The organism is Escherichia sp. E10V10, assembly GCF_004211985.1.
Taxonomy (GTDB): Bacteria; Pseudomonadota; Gammaproteobacteria; order Enterobacterales; family Enterobacteriaceae; genus Escherichia.
Map to the genome: position 1 here is coordinate 105,489 of NZ_RHJO01000003.1, position 18,243 is coordinate 123,731.

Genomic DNA, 18,243 nt, shown 5'->3' on the forward strand with positions numbered 1-18,243 from the left:
AAATGATATTTCACTTTGCCCACGCCGTTAAAGTCACTGATAATGCGTCCGTTCGTAAATTCAAAATGGCGTAATCTAATATATGCTAAATTTATTTGTTGGCCTTGATATATACACAGGGCTTTTGTTATTACTTGCTCTGGCATTTGTGTTGTTCTACGAAGCAATCAATGGTTTTCATGACACGGCGAATGCGGTGGCAACCGTTATTTATACTCGTGCCATGCAGCCACAACTTGCCGTGGTGATGGCGGCATTTTTTAACTTTTTTGGCGTATTGCTTGGCGGACTTAGCGTCGCCTATGCCATCGTCCATATGTTGCCAACTGATTTGTTGCTGAATATGGGGTCAACCCACGGTCTGGCGATGGTCTTTTCCATGCTGCTGGCGGCGATTATCTGGAACCTGGGAACGTGGTTCTTTGGTTTACCGGCCTCCAGTTCGCACACCTTGATTGGCGCGATTATCGGCATCGGCTTAACCAACGCGCTATTGACCGGCTCGTCGGTGATGGATGCGTTAAACCTGCGTGAAGTGACCAAGATTTTCTCCTCGTTAATTGTCTCCCCCATCGTCGGCCTGGTCATTGCGGGTGGTCTGATTTTCCTGCTGCGCCGTTTCTGGAGCGGGACGAAAAAGCGTGACCGTATTCACCGCATTCCTGAAGATCGCAAAAAGAAAAAAGGCAAACGTAAGCCGCCATTCTGGACGCGTATTGCGCTGATTGTTTCCGCTGCGGGCGTGGCGTTTTCGCACGGCGCGAACGACGGGCAGAAAGGGATCGGCCTGGTGATGCTGGTACTGGTGGGGATTGCCCCTGCTGGTTTCGTCGTCAATATGAATGCGTCTGGCTATGAAATTACCCGTACCCGCGATGCAGTGACTAACTTCGAACACTATCTGCAACAGCATCCTGAACTGCCGCAGAAGTTAATTGCGATGGAACCTCCATTGCCTGCGGCATCGACTGATGGCACGCAAGCGACGGAGTTTCACTGTCATCCAGCAAATACCTTTGATGCGATTGCGCGCGTCAAAACGATGCTGCCGGGTAATATGGAAAGCTACGAGCCGTTAAACGTAAGTCAACGCAGTCAGCTACGCCGTATTATGCTTTGCATCTCTGATACCTCCGCGAAGCTGGCGAAACTGCCAGGCGTTAGCAAAGAAGACCAGAGCCTGCTGAAAAAACTGCGCAGCGATATGTTAAGCACCATTGAATATGCTCCAGTGTGGATAATCATGGCGGTGGCTTTAGCACTCGGTATTGGCACCATGATTGGCTGGTGCCGTGTAGCGATGACCATCGGTGAGAAAATTGGTAAGCGCGGCATGACGTATGCGCAAGGGATGGCGGCGCAGATGACGGCGGCGGTATCTATCGGTCTTGCCAGTTATATTGGGATGCCTGTTTCCACAACTCACGTACTCTCTTCTGCGGTGGCGGGGACGATGGTGGTAGATGGCGGTGGGTTACAGCGTAAAACGGTAACCAGTATCCTGATGGCGTGGGTGTTTACCTTACCGGCGGCAATTTTTCTGTCTGGTAGTCTGTACTGGATTGCATTGCAGCTTATCTAACCTTCCTGTTAATGCCCGGTCCTGCGATCGGGCATTATCACTTCTGACTAGTGATAACCTCGCGCTGTCATAAAATCCATTATCGCTTTTTCCGCATCAACCAGCACTTGTTCCAGCGGTTGATTGGCATCGATATCAACCAGTTGCGCGCCTCCAAAGGTTAACTTTGGCGTTATGGCAATTTTCTTCGCCAGAGATTCTCGTTTGTGGTCAGGCTTACGCGCGCAGGCCACGTCCAGGGAGACATTGAGTTTGATGACCAGATCAGGCTTATGGCTCGCCATCCAGTGAAATGCTTTACGTTCCTGACTTGCCAGCCATGACACAAAACGACCACCTTCAACGTTAGGCGGGAACACCGTACCATCGTAAGCGCCAGGAATCTGGTCCTGTGGATAACGGTCGGTTAAAACAATTAACCCGCGACGACGACAGGCAAGCATATGACGAAAGCGCAGTAAGCGGCGGGCGACAAACGCTGTAATTACCAGCGCCGGAACTGGCCCAGGCAATTTTTTCGCTGTTTTCACTTTATTGCGTTCAATTGATTTATTAAGCGATTTTCCCATTAAGGGCAGTTTTACCACTGCACGACCGACATTTCCGGCTTGCTTTCCTAAATGAACTCTTTCTGCGGCACCATATTTTTCGACAACGGTAATGAGATGTTCACAAACCGTTGACTTGCCTGAACCATCACTACCAATAACGGCTATTAATGGAGGTGTTATAGACTGCATGAATATATCCTTAAATTTAAATATCCATCCCAAATATTTATCTGGTTAATATGTTTTAATGAAAGCGTAATTCAGGTCAATGTCGCAATTAACCATTGTCACAATAAGGTTGAACGGATATTCTGAGCACGGACCACGTAATATTCAATACATTATTTGCTGCCGGGTTTTTCGTGAATCAACGTAATATGTCAATAATTAATTCCATGCCAGTGCGTGTTATTGCCATTGTGGGATGTGATGGTTCAGGTAAATCGACCCTCACGGCAAGCCTGGTGAATGAACTGGCAGCAATAATGCCAACAGAACACATTTATCTTGGGCAGTCTTCCGGACGAATTGGCGAATGGATTTCACAGCTCCCTATAATTGGCGCCCCTTTTGGGCGTTATCTGCGGGGTAAGGCAGCCCATGTGCATGAAAAACCCTCAACACCGCCCGGCAATATTACCGCGCTGGTTATCTATCTGCTTTCCTGCTGGCGGGCGTACAAGTTTCGCAAAATGTTGAGAAAAAGCCAGCATGGCTTTTTGTTGATTACCGACCGTTACCCGCAGGTTGAAGTCCCTGGCTTTCGTTTTGATGGCCCACAACTGGCTAAAACTAAAGGCGGTAATGGCTGGGTAAAAATGTTAAGGCAGCGCGAGTTGAAGCTGTACCAATGGATGGCGTCTTATTTGCCCGTATTGTTGATTCGTCTTGGCATTGATGAACAAACCGCGTTTTCGCGTAAACCTGACCATCAACTGGCGGCGTTACAGGAAAAAATCGCCGTTACGCCGCAACTGACTTTCAACGGCGCCAGGATCCTTGAACTGGATGGTCGGCAACCAGCCGATAAAATCCTGCAAGCGTCACTACGTGCAATTCACGCCGCACTTTCCTGATCACCAAAATGGATAGGGGATGATTTAAAGAATGGATGCACTACAAACGCAAGCTGTTAACAGCACTACCGCGCCGCGGCCCAGCTACATTCCGGGGCTAATTGCGGTGGTCGGGTGCGATGGCACCGGCAAATCCACGCTGACCACCGATCTGGTGAAATCATTGCAACAGCACTGGCAAACCGAGCGGCGCTATCTGGGGCTGCTCTCGGGCGAAGACGGTGACAAAATCAAACGATTACCGTTGGTTGGTGTCTGGCTGGAGCGGCGACTGGCGGCAAATCCTCTAAAACCCAAAGCATGAAAACTCGCTCTCCGGCGCTCTGGGCGGCGGTGATTATGTACTGCTTCTCGCTGCGAAGAATGGCGAATCTGCGCAAGGTCCAGCGACTGGCGCAAAGCGGCGTTCTGGTGGTCAGCGATCGCTTTCCGCAGGCGGAAATTTCCGGTTTTTATTATGACGGGCCGGGGATTGGCGTCGAGCGCGCGACCGGGAAAATCAACCAATTTCTGGCGCAGCGCGAGCGACAGTTATACCAACAAATGGCGCAGTACCGTCCTGAATTAATCATTCGTTTGGGGATTGATATTGATACTGCCATTTCCCGCAAGCCTGACCATGACTATGCCGAGCTGCAGGACAAAATCGGCGTCATGTCGAAGATTGGCTATAACGGCACAAAAATTTTAGAGATTGATTCCAGAGCGCCCTACAGCGAAGTACTGGAACAGGCACTGAAAGCGGTTTCTCTGGTTGCCATCGTTTCTGACCGCCGAAGTTTGACTTAAGGCAGGTGGGATATTTTTCATTTTTCAACGATAAGGTCAGGCTGAATTGGCAGGTTTTAACATCAAACATTGGTTTGCAGATGGAGCCTTTCGCACCATTATTCGTAACAGCGCCTGGTTAGGTTCCAGCAATGTCGTGAGTGCCTTGCTGGGATTACTGGCGCTTTCGTGCGCCGGTAAAGGGATGACACCAGCGATGTTTGGCGTACTTGTCGTCATACAGTCTTATGCCAAGTCGATTAGTGATTTTATTAAGTTTCAGACATGGCAGTTGGTGGTGCAGTACGGAACGCCAGCATTAACCAACAATAATCCCCAGCAATTCCGCAATGTCGTCTCATTTTCCTTCTCGCTGGATATCGTCAGCGGCGCGGTGGCGATTGTCGGCGGCATTGCCTTACTGCCATTCCTTTCCCATTCATTAGGTCTGGATGACCAAAGTTTTTGGCTGGCGGCGCTCTATTGCACGCTCATTCCTTCAATGGCTTCCTCCACGCCGACCGGCATTTTGCGTGCGGTTGATCGCTTCGACTTAATTGCTGTACAGCAGGCGACGAAACCTTTTCTGCGTGCGGCGGGCAGCGTAATAGCCTGGTATTTTAACTTTGGCTTTGCCGGATTTGTTATCGCCTGGTACGCATCGAATCTGGTTGGCGGCACTATGTACTGGTGGTTTGCCGCGCGCGAATTACGCCGCAGAAATATCCATAACGCGTTCAAATTGAATCTGTTTGAGTCTGCCCGACACATCAAAGGCGCATGGAGTTTTGTCTGGTCAACCAACATTGCCCATTCCATTTGGTCGGCGCGTAATTCATGTAGCACGGTACTGGTGGGGATCGTATTAGGGCCAGCTGCTGCCGGGTTATTTAAAATCGCCATGACATTCTTCGATGCCGCCGGGACGCCCGCCAGTTTGTTGGGTAAGAGTTTTTACCCTGAAGTCATGCGCTTAGATCCACGAACTACCAGACCGTGGCTCCTGGGCGTGAAGTCTGGATTGCTGGCAGGTGGGATTGGCATTCTGGTGGCGCTGGCCGTGTTAATCGTTGGCAAGCCACTTATTTCACTGGTGTTTGGTGTTAAGTATCTCGAAGCGTATGACCTGATCCAGGTGATGCTCGGAGCCATTGTTATTTCGATGCTGGGCTTCCCACAGGAGTCATTATTGCTAATGGCGGGGAAACAGCGTGCCTTTCTCGTGGCGCAAACCATCGCCTCTATCGGCTACATCGTGTTGCTGTTCATGTTCTGCCATCTGTTTGGCGTGCTGGGGGCAGCATTTGCTTACTTCGGTGGGCAATGTCTTGATGTGGTGCTCTCGTTAATTCCGACATTGAAGGCGTTCTTTCAACGCCATTTATTGGCCTATAACGCAGTGGGAGAAAAATCCCAATGATGAAAAAATATTTTCCACTTGAGGTCAGTGAGCGTTTATTTATCGCGGTCGAAGAAGATGATGTTGTTGACGCTCAAGTTAGCTTACCACCAACGATCGCACTGCGTTGTTCATCGGAAATTATTCATGATAATTATGCATTATGCCTGAGATTCTGGTTGGACGGAGTCAATCGCAAGGCGTTACTCCACCTGACCCTGAAGCAGGCTAAAGGTGACCCTCTTACCGACGAAGAACGCAAACAGTATAAATACATGCGAGCGCGCTACAAGCATCTGCGTTTTGCGCAACGGCTGTATTTAAAGAAGCATCAGGCTGGTTTTTTATTTGGCAAAACGACCGTTTTTCTGGGGCGTTTTCAGGATGGTTTTCGTAACGGTAAGAAAAATATTGTGTCGTATTACGGCAACCTGTTACGGATTTATTTAAGCTCTCCTGTCTGGTGGCTGGTGAACTATTCATTACGCCATAGCCAGCTAGAAAGCGTTAATGGTTTTATCGCTTATCGGCAGAAGCAAATGCGCATCCTGAAAGAAATTATTGCCAGGCCGCAGCTAACCGGCAGGGAATTTCATGATGTGCGAAAAATCATCAGTCAGCAGGTTTCTTATTACGACACTCTAAGATCGCTTGATCCCGAAAATACAGAGGCGTTGCAGATTTCCCGCTTCCTGGCGGCCATTAATGGCCTGATGGGGGATAAGCACGACGATATGGTGGCGGATGATTTGGAAAATCGCCAATCGTATGATGCGCCAGTGGCACTCGACAGCGATATTCGTCAGCGCTTAGAACTGCTGATTTCGCGTTTTCCGCTATAACCGGAGTAATGATGCCCTCTCGTCTGATTACTGCGCTGATATTTTCACTCTTCTCGTTCGGCGCTACTGCGCACAATTTCGTCATCGGAAAACCGGTTACACCTGTTTATATTCAGGACGGTGGTGAATTGCTGCTCAAAAATGACGAAATTTACTATCAAAAGTGGAACAGCACGCAGCTGAAGGGAAAAGTCCGCATTATTCAGTATATCGCCGGACGAAAGTCAGCGAAGAAGAAGAACTCTCTGTTAATCAAAGCAGTAGAAACAGCAAACTTTCCTCAGGATCGTTTTCAGCCCACCACCATTGTGAACACCGATGATGCCATCTTCGGCACCGGCTATTTTGTGACAGGTAAAATTGAAAAAAATAAACGTCGTTATCCGTGGGCGCAATTCGTAATCGACGGCAGCGGTCTGGGGCGCGTTGCCTGGCAACTGCCGGAACAGAGTTCAACCATTCTGGTGCTGAATAAATACGGGCAAATTCAGTGGGCGAAGGACGGCAGCCTGACGCCAGAAGAGGTTGATCAGGTCATTGCGTTGGCGCAGAAGCTGATCAATGAATAAAAAACTCAAAGGATTGAGGGCGTTAGTGAGATGAAGCTGGTTGAACACTACATCATGCGTGGTACACGCCGTCTGGTGCTGATTATCGTTGGTTTTTTGATCTTTATCTTCGCCAGTTACTCTGCACAGCGTTACCTGACCGAAGCAGCCAATGGGACTTTAGCGCTTGATGTAGTACTTAATGTTGTTTTCTATAACGTGCTGATAGCGCTTGAAATGTTACTCCCAGTGGGCCTGTATGTGTCGGTTGGTGTGACACTTGGGCAGATGTATACCGACTCAGAAATTACCGCTATCTCTGCGGCGGGCGCCAGTCCCGCACGTTTGTATAAAGCCGTTCTGTATCTGGCAATTCCATTAAGCATTTTTGTCACGCTGTTGTCGATGTATGGTCGGCCCTGGGCTTATGCGCAGATTTATCAACTGGAACAACAGTCGCAGTCGGAGCTGGATGTTCGCCAGTTGCGGGCAAAGAAATTTAACACTAACGATAACGGACGAATGATCCTTTCGCAGACGGTTGATCAAGACAATAATCGCCTGACTGACGCGCTGATTTACACCTCTACCGCCAACCGAACCCGCATTTTCCGTGCCCGTTCGCTTGATGTTGTTGACCCCTCTCCGGAGAAGCCAACCGTTATGTTGCATACCGGCACGGCTTATATACTCGATCATCAGGGCAGTGACGACAACGAACAGATCTACCGTAATCTGCAATTACATCTCAATCCACTGGATCAAAGTGCCAACGTCAAACGTAAAGCGAAATCGGTCGCGGAATTGGCGCGCTCTGTATTTCCTGCCGATCATGCCGAACTGCAATGGCGACAAAGCCGTGGCCTGACAGCGTTGTTAATGGCTCTGCTGGCTATCTCTTTAAGTCGGGTAAAACCGCGGCAAGGGCGATTTTCAACGTTACTGCCACTGACGTTGCTGTTTGTTGCCATTTTTTATGGCGGCGACGTCTGCCGTACGCTGGTGGCTAACGGCGCTATTCCCCTCATTCCTGGTTTGTGGTTAGTGCCCGGACTCATGCTAATGGGCCTGTTGATGCTGGTCGCACGCGACTTCTCCTTGCTGCAGAAATTTTCCCGATGAATGTTTTCAGTCGCTATTTAATCCGTTACCTCTTTCTCGGTTTTGCCGCCGCCGCAGGGCTATTGCTGCCGCTTTTTACCACCTTCAACCTGATTAACGAACTGGATGATGTCAGTCCGGGCGGTTATCGCTGGACTCAGGCGGTGCTGGTGGTGCTGATGAACTTACCGCGCACACTGGTCGAACTTTCGCCGTTTATCGCCTTATTGGGTGGTATTGTTGGCCTGGGGCAGTTATCGAAAAACAGTGAGCTTACCGCCATTCGCAGCACGGGGTTTTCTATCTTCCGTATTGCACTGGTGGCGCTGGTTGCCGGGATATCGTGGACTGTTTCGTTAGGCGCGATAGATGAGTGGGTGGCGTCACCATTGCAGCAACAGGCGCTGCAAATCAAATCGACTGCCACCGCGTTGGGGGAGGACGATGACATTACCGGCAATATGCTGTGGGCCAGGCGCGGTAATGAATTTGTGACGGTGAAATCGCTAAACGAGCAGGGCCAGCCGGTGGGCGTGGAGATATTTCATTACCGCGACAATCTCTCGCTCGAATCCTACATTTATGCACGCAGCGCCACCATTGAAGACGACAAAACGTGGATCCTGCATGGTGTGAATCATAAAAAATGGCTGAATGGCAAAGAAACGCTGGAAACATTAGATAATCTTGCCTGGCAATCGGCCTTCACCAGTATGAATCTTGAAGAGTTATCGATGCCGGGGAATACTTTTTCTGTCCGTCAGCTTAATCATTACATCCATTATTTGCAGGAAACCGGGCAACCCAGCAGTGAATACCGCCTTGCACTGTGGGAAAAACTGGGGCAACCGATCTTAACCCTGGCGATGATTTTGCTGGCTGTACCGTTTACTTTTAGCGCTCCGCGCTCGCCAGGGATGGGTAGCCGTCTCGCTGTAGGCGTCATCGTTGGCTTACTCACCTGGATCAGCTATCAAATCATGGTCAATCTGGGATTGCTATTTGCGTTGAGCGCACCCGTTACCGCGCTCGGTTTACCGATAGCGTTTGTGCTGGTGGCGTTGAGCCTGGTGTATTGGTATGACAGTCAACATTAAACCCGCCGTGGCGCAACACCACGGCGGGCTCACGTTACTGCTTCAGAGTAGCAAACGCCTGAATGATGGCATCAATTTGCTCGCGACTGTGGGCAGCATTAACGCTACAGCGCAGCAGCGTCATGCCCGCCGGCGCGGCAGGTGGCAGGATAAGATTCACATACACGCCCAGCGAAATAAGCTCACGCCAGATGCGTAAACCTTCCTCTTTCGAACTGATTATTACTGGCACTACCGGACTAATATGTGAGCTTAACTCGTAACCCAGTTTTTGCAGACCGTCATACAGATGGTTGGCGTTATCCATCAGCTTTTGCCGCAGCTCTGGTTGAGTGGCAATGGTTCTTAACGACGAGCGCACGGTCGCAATGCAGGAAGGAGAAGGGGAGGCGGTAAAAATATACGGACGGCTGCCGTAGCGCAGCACTTCCATCGCTTCCGAACCCACGGCAAAACCACCAATCGAGGCCAGGCTTTTACTGAAGGTGCCAACGATAATATCCACATCATCTTCAACGCCGACAGCTTCAGCCAGTCCGCGCCCCGTTGCGCCTAACACGCCGAACGAGTGAGCTTCATCGACAATTAAATATCCGCCGAGACGACGTTTGATATCAACAATTTCCGCCAGCGGCGCAACGTCACCGAGCATACTGTAGATGCCTTCAACGATGATAATCGCCTCTTTTGCCCGTTCACCGAGGCGAACCATGCGACGCTCCAGATCGTTGGCGTCATTATGGCGGAAACGAATAATCTCCGCGCCGCCGAGAGAACAGGCGTCATAAATACTGGCGTGGCTGTCGGCATCCAACAACACCACGGCGTTATGGTCGGCGAGTGCGCTGATGACACCTAAATTAGCGGTATAACCGGTTGAAAAAACGATAGCGGTAGGGCGATTGAAAAACTCGGCAATCTCTTTCTCTAACGCCAGGTGCGGCGCATAACTGCCGTTTGCCATACGAGAACCGGTGGTGCCGGTGCCTTGGGCCGCTAACGCTGCCTGACCATCGGCGATGGCATCATGATTAAAGGTTAAACCGAGATAATTATTGGTCCCGGCCAGAATCACTTTTTTATTGCCGATACGCCCTTCGGTGGCGGAATACACTTCATCAATACAGGTGCCAAACGGCGTTAACCCGTTATCGCTAAATTGCAGTCGCTCGCCCGCAAGACGCGCATATTTATCGTATAGCCCCATTATTTATTCTCCAGCCATGGAAGTAGTGTTTCCATTAATTGCACAGGGGTTTTGACATCCAGCAGAATATTAATAGGAATGGAAATATCAAATCTGTCTTCAAGCATCATTAAGAGATCCATCACTTTAATCGACTCCAGGCCGAGATCGTTGACGAGATCGCTGTCAGGCTTAATTTCCACACCGTTTTCGACCAAATCCTGTAAACAGGAAAGGATGTAATCCATTACTATTTCACGATTTACCATAGAAACGTTAACACACCTTTAAACAAGACAATCAAAATAGCCCGTTGCGTAATGCGTGTTCCAGGCTAATCCCGGGAAACCAATTAATATCTTCAGAAATACGGTTATTACTTGCCGACCAGTCGGCGTGGGTTAATTCACCCAATTTTGAGCGGGTCAGCATAGGTTCTTTACCTGCCAGGCGACTCAACGCGGTACTGACATCTGCAAGGCAGGTGAGCAACGGCAGAGGAATGCCGACCATCCGTACAGCTCCTTGACGGGCGGCGGCGGCCAGTTGTTGCACGCGCTGCCAGTCATAGCCACCGGCGACACCATCACATAATTCATACGTTTGCGTCTGTACGGAATCGGTGCTTAACCACTGACCTACGGCTTGCGCGAAATCGGTGACGTGCAGGAAAGAGAGTTGTGTATCTGGTGCGCCCAGCCGTGGCAGCAGGCCACGCAGCATCCAGTCAAACAGTGGTTTTAACTCTTTATCGCCGGGGCCATAGACTGCTGTTGGGCGAAAAATGCTCAGCGTAATTTCGTCCGCCATTGCTGCCAGTCGTTGTTCGGCGACGTGTTTGGATTTCGCGTACCAGGAGAGTTCGGGATGGCGCGCCGCCAGCGAAGAGATAAAAAGAAAACGTTGGCAAAAGCCGCTCTCTTTTGCCGCCTGCATCAGGCGCAGGCTGCCGTCAACGTTACAGCGAGTAAAGACATCCTCTTTGTGTCCGCGTACTTGCCCGGCGCAATGGACCACAGCACCGGCACCAGCAACCAGCTCGCTAAGTGAATGCGTATCTTCCAGCGAACCGCGCACCCAGGTAACGTTATCGTTATGGTGAGCACGGGAAGTACGCGTCAATGCGCGGACGTGAAAGCCGCGGGCGAGCAGATTATCGATAATATATTTACCGATAAACCCGGTAGCGCCCGTCACCGCGACCGTTTGATTCATTGCGCAAAACCTGCGAGGGATTCCTGCACATGAAGATTGGCGGCATAGGCTTTCTGATAACGTTTTTTCGCTTCTGCGCGGGCAGGTTTACCGGAAGATGTGCGCGGAATACTGTGTGGTGGTAACAAGTCGATAGCCGCCGAAACGCCAAATTCGCTTTGTATCCGTGCCGCCAGAGAATGGATTAGCTGGGCGCGACGATTTTCGTCGCTGATCCTGCACTGGATCTGCAAAATGATTTTTTCCTGGGCAGTAACAAACGCAATGGCATCGCCAGAATGAATTTCTGGTTCCTGTTCCGCAATGTATTCAATATCTTGCGGCCAGATATTGCGGCCACGAATAATAATCAGATCTTTAATACGCCCAGTGACATAAAGGTAACCGTCCAGCAGATAACCGAGGTCGCCGGTATCTAACCAGCCCGTCGCCGCGATATCGTCCTGCGAAGTCTGGTCGCCAAAATAGCCGCTCATCAGGCTGGGACCAGAAATACAAATATGGCCCACTACGCGTTCGGCTACTGGCATACCTGCTTCATTGCGGATTTCAATGCCATGTTCCGGCAACGTTTTACCGCAGTTGACGAAAGTCGATACGGCGCGTGTCTCAGCACCCGGTGCGACGGCTTTACCCTGATATTCAAGGATGTCGCGATCCACTTCGTTAACCACAACCCCCGAGGCTTCATCGGAGAAGCTGACGGCCAGCGCGTTCTCTGCCAGTCCGTAGCAGGGCATAAAGGTTTTATCGTCAAAGTTAACCTGGCGGAAACATTCAGCGAACTGATGGAGCTGTTCTGCTGAGATGGGTTCTGCGCCAATACCCGCGACGCGCCAGCAGGAAAGATCCAGTTCAGCGAGATCTTTTTCATTCACGCGGCGCTGGCACAATTCATAGCCAAACGGCGGCGCAACGGAAACGGTGCCATGATTTTTACTGATCAATTTAAGCCATTGCAGCGGGCGCATGGCGAAATCCTGGGTACGTAAATAATCCACCGAAAGCTGCGTGGCGACAGGTGTCAGGAGAAAACCGACCAGCCCCATATCATGGTAGAAAGGCAGCCAGGAGACGCAGCGGTCGCCAGGGCGTAATTTAATGCCATCGTGGCTTATGGCGCGTAGATTAGCCATCACTTCGCGGTGAGTGATGATAACGCCACGGGGAAAACGGGTGCTGCCGGAGGTGTACTGGAGGTAGGCGATATCGTCTGGAACTGGACGCTGGAGTGCAACATCGGCTTCTGGTAATGCCTTAAACCAGGCGTGGCTTAAAACATGTAATTTGGGGTTGTCATGCGTCGCGGCATTGACCAGCGGCAACCATTCATCGCCAGTGATTATCGCGGCTGGTTGGCAGCTTGCCAGTAAACCTTGCAGTTTGGTGCTCCAGGAATCACGCTGACCGACGCCCATTGGAATCGCCAATGGTACGGCAACTAATCCAGCATACTGGCAGGCAAAAAATGCCTCGACAAACCCGCTACTGGTTTCGGCAATCAGCGCCACGCGATCGCCTTTTTTCAGGTTCAGCGATAGCAGCCGCTTTGCTCCTGTTTCGGCGCGCACTTTTAGTGTCTGATATTCCAATTTTTCTTCAAGTTGGCAACGCCTGTCATAAAAACTCATTCCGGCGCTTCCCAGCGCGGCATAGTCCAAAGCATCAACAAGCGTTGGAAAATCGGCATAGCGCATAGGCAGGGAATGCGTAAAAATTTTATTGGACATATACACCACGAAAAAATTGGATATCAAAAATAAAGTGACAATAATGCGGTGGATTATATATGCATAAAAGATAAATGAGATAGTATTTTCATTGGTGTGATATTGAACATTGATTTAAATAATGCTTTAAATCTTAATTCTGTTTATTGTGAATAATATTTAATTGATGAATATATTAAGATAATGCTCTGGCGGGTCGCATTAAGTCCACAATAGTCATGTTGATCGGCTAATGGTAGCTCTGGTTTATTGTAATTATTCATAAATATTATTTTATTATTTCTTGTATTCACCGAATGGATTTTTAAGGTGCCGTCCGTTGCTGTTTATTTTCAGCATTAATTATTTGTTATCCACTAAGATATGGAATGCGATCTGCTGATGATTAAAATTGAAAAAGTAATAAATAAAAACGACTTAAAAGCATTTATCGCTTTTCCGTCGTCACTTTATCCCGATGATCCGAACTGGATCCCTCCTTTATTCATTGAACGCAGCGAGCATCTGTCAGCGAAAAATCCGGGGACGGACCATATCATCTGGCAGGCATGGGTGGCGAAAAAAGAAGGGCAGGTAGTAGGGCGCATTACCGCGCAAATCGATACCTTACACCGCGAGCGTTACGGCGAAGATACCGGTCATTTCGGCATGATTGACGCCATTGATGACTCGCAGGTTTTTGCCGCGTTGTTTGGCGCAGCGGAAGCGTGGTTGAAGTCACAAGGTGCAAGCAAGATCAGCGGACCTTTTAGCCTGAATATCAATCAGGAAAGTGGATTACTGATTGAAGGTTTCGATACACCGCCCTGTGCGATGATGCCGCACGGTAAACCGTGGTATGCCGCGCATATTGAACAACTGGGTTATCACAAAGGCATTGATTTACTGGCGTGGTGGATGCAGCGAACCGATCTCACTTTCTCTCCGGCGCTAAAGAAACTGATGGATCAGGTGCGCAAAAAGGTGACCATTCGCTGCATCAATCGTCAGCGGTTTGCCGAAGAGATGCAGATCCTGCGTGAGATTTTCAACTCCGGCTGGCAGCACAACTGGGGATTTGTGCCGTTTACCGAACATGAATTCGCGACCATGGGCGATCAACTTAAGTATCTGGTGCCGGACGATATGATCTACATCGCCGAGATTGATTCTGCACCCTGCGCGTTTATTGTCGGCTTGCCGAACATCAACGAGGCGATTGCCGATCTGAACGGATCGCTCTTTCCCTTCGGCTGGGCAAAATTGCTGTGGCGCTTGAAAGTCAGCGGTGTGCGGACCGCGCGAGTGCCGCTAATGGGGGTTCGCGACGAGTATCAGTTCAGCCGCATCGGCCCGGTGATTGCTCTGTTATTGATTGAAGCCTTACATGATCCGTTTGCTCGCCGGAAGATCGATGCGCTGGAAATGTCATGGATCCTCGAAACCAATACAGGCATGAATAACATGCTGGAACGCATTGGGGCGGAGCCGTACAAGCGTTACCGCTTGTATGAAAAGCAGATTTGACTCCAGATCCCATTAAGCGCACAAGACAGCCCCCTCGCCTCGGGGATAGGGGGAAAACGCTGCTCACATCCCCCCTTTGTTCATCTCCTGCGGCACCGCCGAACGAATCAAATGGTGGCCTTCCAGTTCGATATCGTGGAGATTCTTTTTCACGGTCATCACATGATCGCGGGCGGCGCGCTGGGCGACATGCGGGAGTCGCTGCAACACCGCGTTATAGATCCGCGCATGCTGGCGATCGATCTGCTTTTTTTGCTGTGGTCGATGGTAGAGATTATTCACGCTGGCAAACACCGAATTAAACATTAGATCGGTCAATGATTGCAGCGTAAACACCAGCACCTGATTGTGGGAAGCCTGACAAATGGCGAGATGGAAAGCGTGATCCAGCTGTGCATGTCCGATCAGCGAAAGCTCTTTGTTGTGCTCACTGGCAGCGAGCATTTTTTCATAACAGCGGGTTATCAAAACAAAATCAGCCTGGGTTCCCAGCGTAGCCGCCAACCTTGCCGATTCGCCTTCCAGCAATGCGCGAACATCAAGCAGATCGTACAGCGTTCGCGGCTGCGTGCTGAACAGATGAATTAGCGGGCTGGTGTCCTGCACCCGATTAAGCCGCGCGACCCGAGAATCGCGACCCTGCGCTGTTTCAATAATCCCGCGCCCGCGCAGCACGGTCAGCCCTTCACGCAGTGCGGAGCGTGAGAAGCCGAGCTTTTCACACAGTCGACGTTCTGAAGGAAGCGGCTGCCCGACCTTCAGCACGCCGTCGATAATTAACCGTTCGATACTTTCAGCAACTACTTCGCAAATAGGGCGACGTTCATCTTTCATTCCCGGACCTCGTGCACAGGTAGGACCAATTTTTCTGTTCTTAACTCGCAAAACACGCACATCACGTAAGTGATTATGTTACATCAATTTAACATTAAGTTAACCAATGCGAAGTCACAGAGCTGGAAAAAAAATGGTCTGACCGGTAGCTAAAGAGATAGACGAAAACGAAAAGCCCGCTTAATAACTGTTCACAGAAGCAGCGCGCAAAAATCAGCTGCCACACAACACAACAAAGCGAACCCTACTCATGAGCATCTTGTACGAAGAGCGTCTTGATGGCGCTTTACCCGATGTCGACCGCACATCGGTACTGATGGCACTGCGTGAGCATGTCCCTGGACTGGAGATCCTGCATACCGATGAGGAGATCACTCCTTACGAGTGTGACGGGTTGAGCGCGTATCGCACGCGTCCATTACTGGTTGTTCTGCCTAAGCAGATGGAACAGGTGACGGCGATTCTGGCTGTTTGCCACCGCCTGCGTGTGCCGGTGGTGACCCGTGGCGCGGGCACCGGGCTTTCTGGCGGCGCGCTGCCGCTGGAAAAAGGTGTGTTGTTGGTGATGGCGCGCTTTAAAGAGATCCTCGACATTAACCCCGTCGGGCGCCGTGCGCGCGTGCAGCCGGGCGTGCGTAACCTGGCGATCTCCCAGGCCGTAGCACCGCATAATCTCTATTATGCACCGGACCCTTCCTCGCAAATCGCCTGTTCGATTGGCGGCAATGTGGCGGAAAACGCGGGGGGCGTCCACTGCCTGAAATATGGTCTGACCGTACATAACCTGCTGAAAATTGAAGTGCAAACGCTGGAAGGCGAGGCGTTGACGCTGGGATCGGACGCGCTGGATTCGCCTGGTTTTGACCTGCTGGCGCTGTTCACCGGATCGGAAGGTATGCTCGGCGTGACCACCGAAGTAACGGTAAAACTGCTGCCGAAGCCGCCCGTGGCGCGCGTGTTGTTAGCCAGCTTTGACTCGGTAGAAAAAGCCGGACTTGCGGTTGGTGACATCATCGCCAATGGCATTATCCCCGGCGGGCTGGAGATGATGGATAACCTGTCGATCCGCGCGGCGGAAGATTTTATTCATGCCGGTTATCCCGTCGATGCCGAAGCGATTTTGTTATGCGAACTGGACGGCGTGGAGTCTGACGTACAGGAAGACTGCGAGCGGGTTAACGACATCTTGTTGAACGCGGGTGCGACTGACGTCCGTCTGGCACAGGATGAAGCAGAGCGCGTACGTTTCTGGGCTGGCCGCAAGAACGCCTTTCCGGCGGTGGGGCGCATCTCTCCCGATTACTACTGCATGGACGGCACCATCCCGCGCCGCGCCCTGCCTGGCGTACTGGAAGGCATTGCCCGTTTATCGCAGCAATATGATTTACGTGTTGCCAACGTCTTTCATGCCGGAGACGGCAACATGCACCCGTTAATCCTTTTCGATGCCAACGAACCCGGTGAATTTGCCCGCGCGGAAGAGCTGGGCGGGAAGATCCTCGAACTCTGCGTTGAAGTTGGCGGCAGCATCAGTGGAGAACATGGCATCGGGCGCGAAAAAATCAATCAAATGTGCGCTCAGTTCAACAGCGATGAAATCACGACCTTCCATGCAGTCAAGGCGGCGTTTGATCCCGATGGTTTGCTGAACCCAGGGAAAAACATTCCCACGCTACACCGCTGTGCTGAATTTGGTGCCATGCACGTGCATCACGGTCATTTACCTTTCCCCGAACTGGAGCGTTTCTGATGCTACGCGAGTGTGATTACAGCCAGGCGCTGCTGGAACAGGTGAATCAGGCGATTAGTAATAAAACGCCGCTGGTGATTCAGGGCAGCAATAGCAAAGCCTTTTTAGGCCGCCCTGTCACCGGGCAAACGCTGGATGTGCGTTGTCATCGCGGCATTGTTAATTACGACCCGACCGAGCTGGTGATCACCGCGCGTGCCGGAACGCCGCTGGTGGCGATTGAAGCGGCGCTGGAAAGTGCGGGGCAAATGCTCCCCTGCGAGCCGCCGCATTATGGTGAAGAAGCCACCTGGGGCGGGATGATCGCCTGCGGGCTGGCGGGGCCGCGTCGCCCGTGGAGCGGTTCAGTACGCGATTTTGTCCTCGGCACGCGCATCATTACCGGCACAGGAAAACATCTGCGTTTTGGCGGCGAAGTGATGAAAAACGTTGCCGGATACGATCTCTCGCGATTAATGGCCGGAAGCTACGGTTGTCTTGGCGTGCTCACTGAAATCTCAATGAAAGTGTTGCCGCGACCGCGCGCCACCTTGAGCCTGCGTCGGGAAATCAGCCTGCAAGAAGCCATGGACGAAATCGCCCAGTGGCAACTCCAGCCATTACCCATTAGTGGCTTATGTTACTTCGACAATGCGTTGTGGATCCGCCTTGAGGGCGGCGAAGGATCGGTAAAAGCAGCGCGTGAACTGCTGGGTGGCGAAGAGGTTGCGGGTCAGTTCTGGCAGCAATTGCGTGAACAACAATTGCCGTTCTTCTCATTACCGGGCACTTTATGGCGCATTTCCTTACCCACCGATGCGCCGATGATGGATTTACCCGGCGAACAACTGATCGACTGGGGCGGGGCGTTACGCTGGCTGAAATCGACAGCCGATGACAATCAAATCCATCGCATCGCCCGCAACGCTGGCGGTCATGCGACCCGCTTTAGTGCCGGAGATTGCGGCTTTGCCCCGCTACCCGCTCCTTTATTCCGCTATCACCAGCAGCTTAAACAGCAGCTCGACCCTTGCGGCGTGTTTAACCCCGGTCGCATGTACGCGGAACTTTAAGGAGCA

At 51.1% G+C, this 18,243-nt stretch carries 16 protein-coding genes and 1 pseudogene; 11 read left to right on the top strand and 6 right to left on the bottom strand.

Annotation, left to right across the window (positions count from 1 at the left end; translation table 11 throughout):
• The first annotated feature begins 82 nt into the window (after positions 1–82).
• On the top strand, positions 83–1,582 hold the full coding sequence (gene pitB, locus D9736_RS06970) for an inorganic phosphate transporter PitB (protein ID WP_130257995.1): 1,500 nt from the start codon (positions 83–85) through the stop codon (positions 1,580–1,582).
• 47 nt (positions 1,583–1,629) lie between these two features.
• Here pitB and D9736_RS06975 read toward each other — a convergent pair whose 3' ends face one another.
• Positions 1,630–2,322 carry a dTMP kinase gene (locus D9736_RS06975; protein ID WP_130257996.1) on the bottom strand — a complete coding sequence of 231 codons (693 nt, stop codon included), beginning with the start codon at positions 2,320–2,322 and terminating at the stop codon, positions 1,630–1,632.
• Positions 2,323–2,495: 173 nt separating this feature from the next.
• Here D9736_RS06975 and D9736_RS06980 point away from each other — a divergent pair, with 173 nt between their 5' ends.
• From D9736_RS06980 to lptG, 7 genes and pseudogenes are all read left to right on the top strand, one after another.
• The gene (locus D9736_RS06980) at positions 2,496–3,209 is read left to right on the top strand and encodes a dTMP kinase (protein ID WP_130257997.1); all 714 of its coding nucleotides are present in this window, start codon (positions 2,496–2,498) and stop codon (positions 3,207–3,209) included.
• A gap of 31 nt (positions 3,210–3,240) precedes the next feature.
• Positions 3,241–3,998: pseudogene (locus D9736_RS06985) on the top strand (hypothetical protein).
• Between the two features lie 46 nt (positions 3,999–4,044).
• Entirely contained in the window at positions 4,045–5,397 is a 1,353-nt protein-coding gene (locus D9736_RS06990) for a lipopolysaccharide biosynthesis protein (protein WP_130223985.1), read from the top strand.
• A complete protein-coding gene (locus tag D9736_RS06995; RefSeq protein WP_130257998.1) occupies positions 5,394–6,218 on the top strand; it encodes a hypothetical protein in 825 nt (274 codons plus the stop codon). Before D9736_RS06990 ends, D9736_RS06995 begins: the two co-directional genes overlap by 4 nt.
• Positions 6,219–6,229: 11 nt before the next feature.
• Complete coding sequence (locus D9736_RS07000) at positions 6,230–6,787, top strand: YtfJ family protein (protein ID WP_130258130.1); 558 nt, start codon at positions 6,230–6,232, stop codon at positions 6,785–6,787.
• A 30-nt stretch (positions 6,788–6,817) separates the two neighbouring features.
• Positions 6,818–7,888, top strand: coding sequence for an LPS export ABC transporter permease LptF (gene lptF, locus D9736_RS07005; protein ID WP_130257999.1), 1,071 nt, complete (start codon positions 6,818–6,820; stop codon positions 7,886–7,888).
• The gene (lptG, locus tag D9736_RS07010) at positions 7,885–8,964 is read left to right on the top strand and encodes an LPS export ABC transporter permease LptG (RefSeq protein ID WP_130258000.1); all 1,080 of its coding nucleotides are present in this window, start codon (positions 7,885–7,887) and stop codon (positions 8,962–8,964) included. The genes lptF and lptG overlap by 4 nt, the downstream gene beginning before the upstream one ends.
• Before the next feature lie 34 nt (positions 8,965–8,998).
• Here lptG and D9736_RS07015 read toward each other — a convergent pair whose 3' ends face one another.
• From D9736_RS07015 to D9736_RS07030, 4 genes are read right to left on the bottom strand one after another with little or no spacing between them, the layout of a single operon-like run.
• Complete coding sequence (locus D9736_RS07015) at positions 8,999–10,171, bottom strand: aminotransferase class I/II-fold pyridoxal phosphate-dependent enzyme (protein ID WP_130258001.1); 1,173 nt, start codon at positions 10,169–10,171, stop codon at positions 8,999–9,001.
• Positions 10,171–10,419: an acyl carrier protein gene (locus tag D9736_RS07020; protein ID WP_001697422.1), complete on the bottom strand. Its 249-nt coding sequence runs from the start codon at positions 10,417–10,419 to the stop codon at positions 10,171–10,173. The genes D9736_RS07015 and D9736_RS07020 overlap by 1 nt, the downstream gene beginning before the upstream one ends.
• 31 nt (positions 10,420–10,450) lie before the next feature.
• Positions 10,451–11,365, bottom strand: a complete 915-nt coding sequence (locus D9736_RS07025) for an NAD-dependent epimerase/dehydratase family protein (protein WP_130258002.1) — start codon at positions 11,363–11,365, stop codon at positions 10,451–10,453.
• Positions 11,362–13,095 (bottom strand): fatty acyl-AMP ligase, encoded by a 1,734-nt coding sequence (locus tag D9736_RS07030; RefSeq protein ID WP_240779328.1) that lies wholly within the window; start codon positions 13,093–13,095, stop codon positions 11,362–11,364. The genes D9736_RS07025 and D9736_RS07030 overlap by 4 nt, the downstream gene beginning before the upstream one ends.
• Before the next feature lie 363 nt (positions 13,096–13,458).
• On the opposite strand from D9736_RS07030, the gene yghO reads away from it, so the two are divergent.
• Positions 13,459–14,601, top strand: coding sequence for a protein YghO (gene yghO, locus D9736_RS07035; protein ID WP_205712857.1), 1,143 nt, complete (start codon positions 13,459–13,461; stop codon positions 14,599–14,601).
• 63 nt (positions 14,602–14,664) lie between these two features.
• On the opposite strand, the gene glcC is transcribed toward yghO, so the two are convergent.
• Positions 14,665–15,435: a transcriptional regulator GlcC gene (gene glcC, locus D9736_RS07040; RefSeq protein WP_130258003.1), complete on the bottom strand. Its 771-nt coding sequence runs from the start codon at positions 15,433–15,435 to the stop codon at positions 14,665–14,667.
• 250 nt (positions 15,436–15,685) lie between these two features.
• On the opposite strand from glcC, the gene glcD reads away from it, so the two are divergent.
• The gene (glcD, locus tag D9736_RS07045; RefSeq protein ID WP_130258004.1) at positions 15,686–17,185 is read left to right on the top strand and encodes a glycolate oxidase subunit GlcD; all 1,500 of its coding nucleotides are present in this window, start codon (positions 15,686–15,688) and stop codon (positions 17,183–17,185) included.
• On the top strand, positions 17,185–18,237 hold the full coding sequence (glcE, locus tag D9736_RS07050; RefSeq protein ID WP_130258005.1) for a glycolate oxidase subunit GlcE: 1,053 nt from the start codon (positions 17,185–17,187) through the stop codon (positions 18,235–18,237). The genes glcD and glcE overlap by 1 nt, the downstream gene beginning before the upstream one ends.
• The last annotated feature ends 6 nt before the right edge of the window (positions 18,238–18,243 follow it).

Bases quoted from the DNA above. Each gene is read 5' to 3' on its own strand.
- glcD (WP_130258004.1), top strand. From the start codon at position 15,686: ATGAGCATCTTGTACGAAGAGCGTCTTGATGGCGCTTTACCCGATGTC.
- lptG (WP_130258000.1), top strand. From the start codon at position 7,885: ATGAATGTTTTCAGTCGCTATTTAATCCGTTACCTCTTTCTCGGTTTT.
- glcC (WP_130258003.1), bottom strand. From the start codon at position 15,435: ATGAAAGATGAACGTCGCCCTATTTGCGAAGTAGTTGCTGAAAGTATC.
- pitB (WP_130257995.1), top strand. From the start codon at position 83: ATGCTAAATTTATTTGTTGGCCTTGATATATACACAGGGCTTTTGTTA.
- D9736_RS07030 (WP_240779328.1), bottom strand. From the start codon at position 13,095: ATGTCCAATAAAATTTTTACGCATTCCCTGCCTATGCGCTATGCCGAT.
- D9736_RS07000 (WP_130258130.1), top strand. From the start codon at position 6,230: ATGCCCTCTCGTCTGATTACTGCGCTGATATTTTCACTCTTCTCGTTC.
- yghO (WP_205712857.1), top strand. From the start codon at position 13,459: ATGGAATGCGATCTGCTGATGATTAAAATTGAAAAAGTAATAAATAAA.
- D9736_RS06995 (WP_130257998.1), top strand. From the start codon at position 5,394: ATGATGAAAAAATATTTTCCACTTGAGGTCAGTGAGCGTTTATTTATC.
- D9736_RS07025 (WP_130258002.1), bottom strand. From the start codon at position 11,365: ATGAATCAAACGGTCGCGGTGACGGGCGCTACCGGGTTTATCGGTAAA.
- D9736_RS07015 (WP_130258001.1), bottom strand. From the start codon at position 10,171: ATGGGGCTATACGATAAATATGCGCGTCTTGCGGGCGAGCGACTGCAA.
- glcE (WP_130258005.1), top strand. From the start codon at position 17,185: ATGCTACGCGAGTGTGATTACAGCCAGGCGCTGCTGGAACAGGTGAAT.
- D9736_RS07020 (WP_001697422.1), bottom strand. From the start codon at position 10,419: ATGGTAAATCGTGAAATAGTAATGGATTACATCCTTTCCTGTTTACAG.
- D9736_RS06975 (WP_130257996.1), bottom strand. From the start codon at position 2,322: ATGCAGTCTATAACACCTCCATTAATAGCCGTTATTGGTAGTGATGGT.
- lptF (WP_130257999.1), top strand. From the start codon at position 6,818: ATGAAGCTGGTTGAACACTACATCATGCGTGGTACACGCCGTCTGGTG.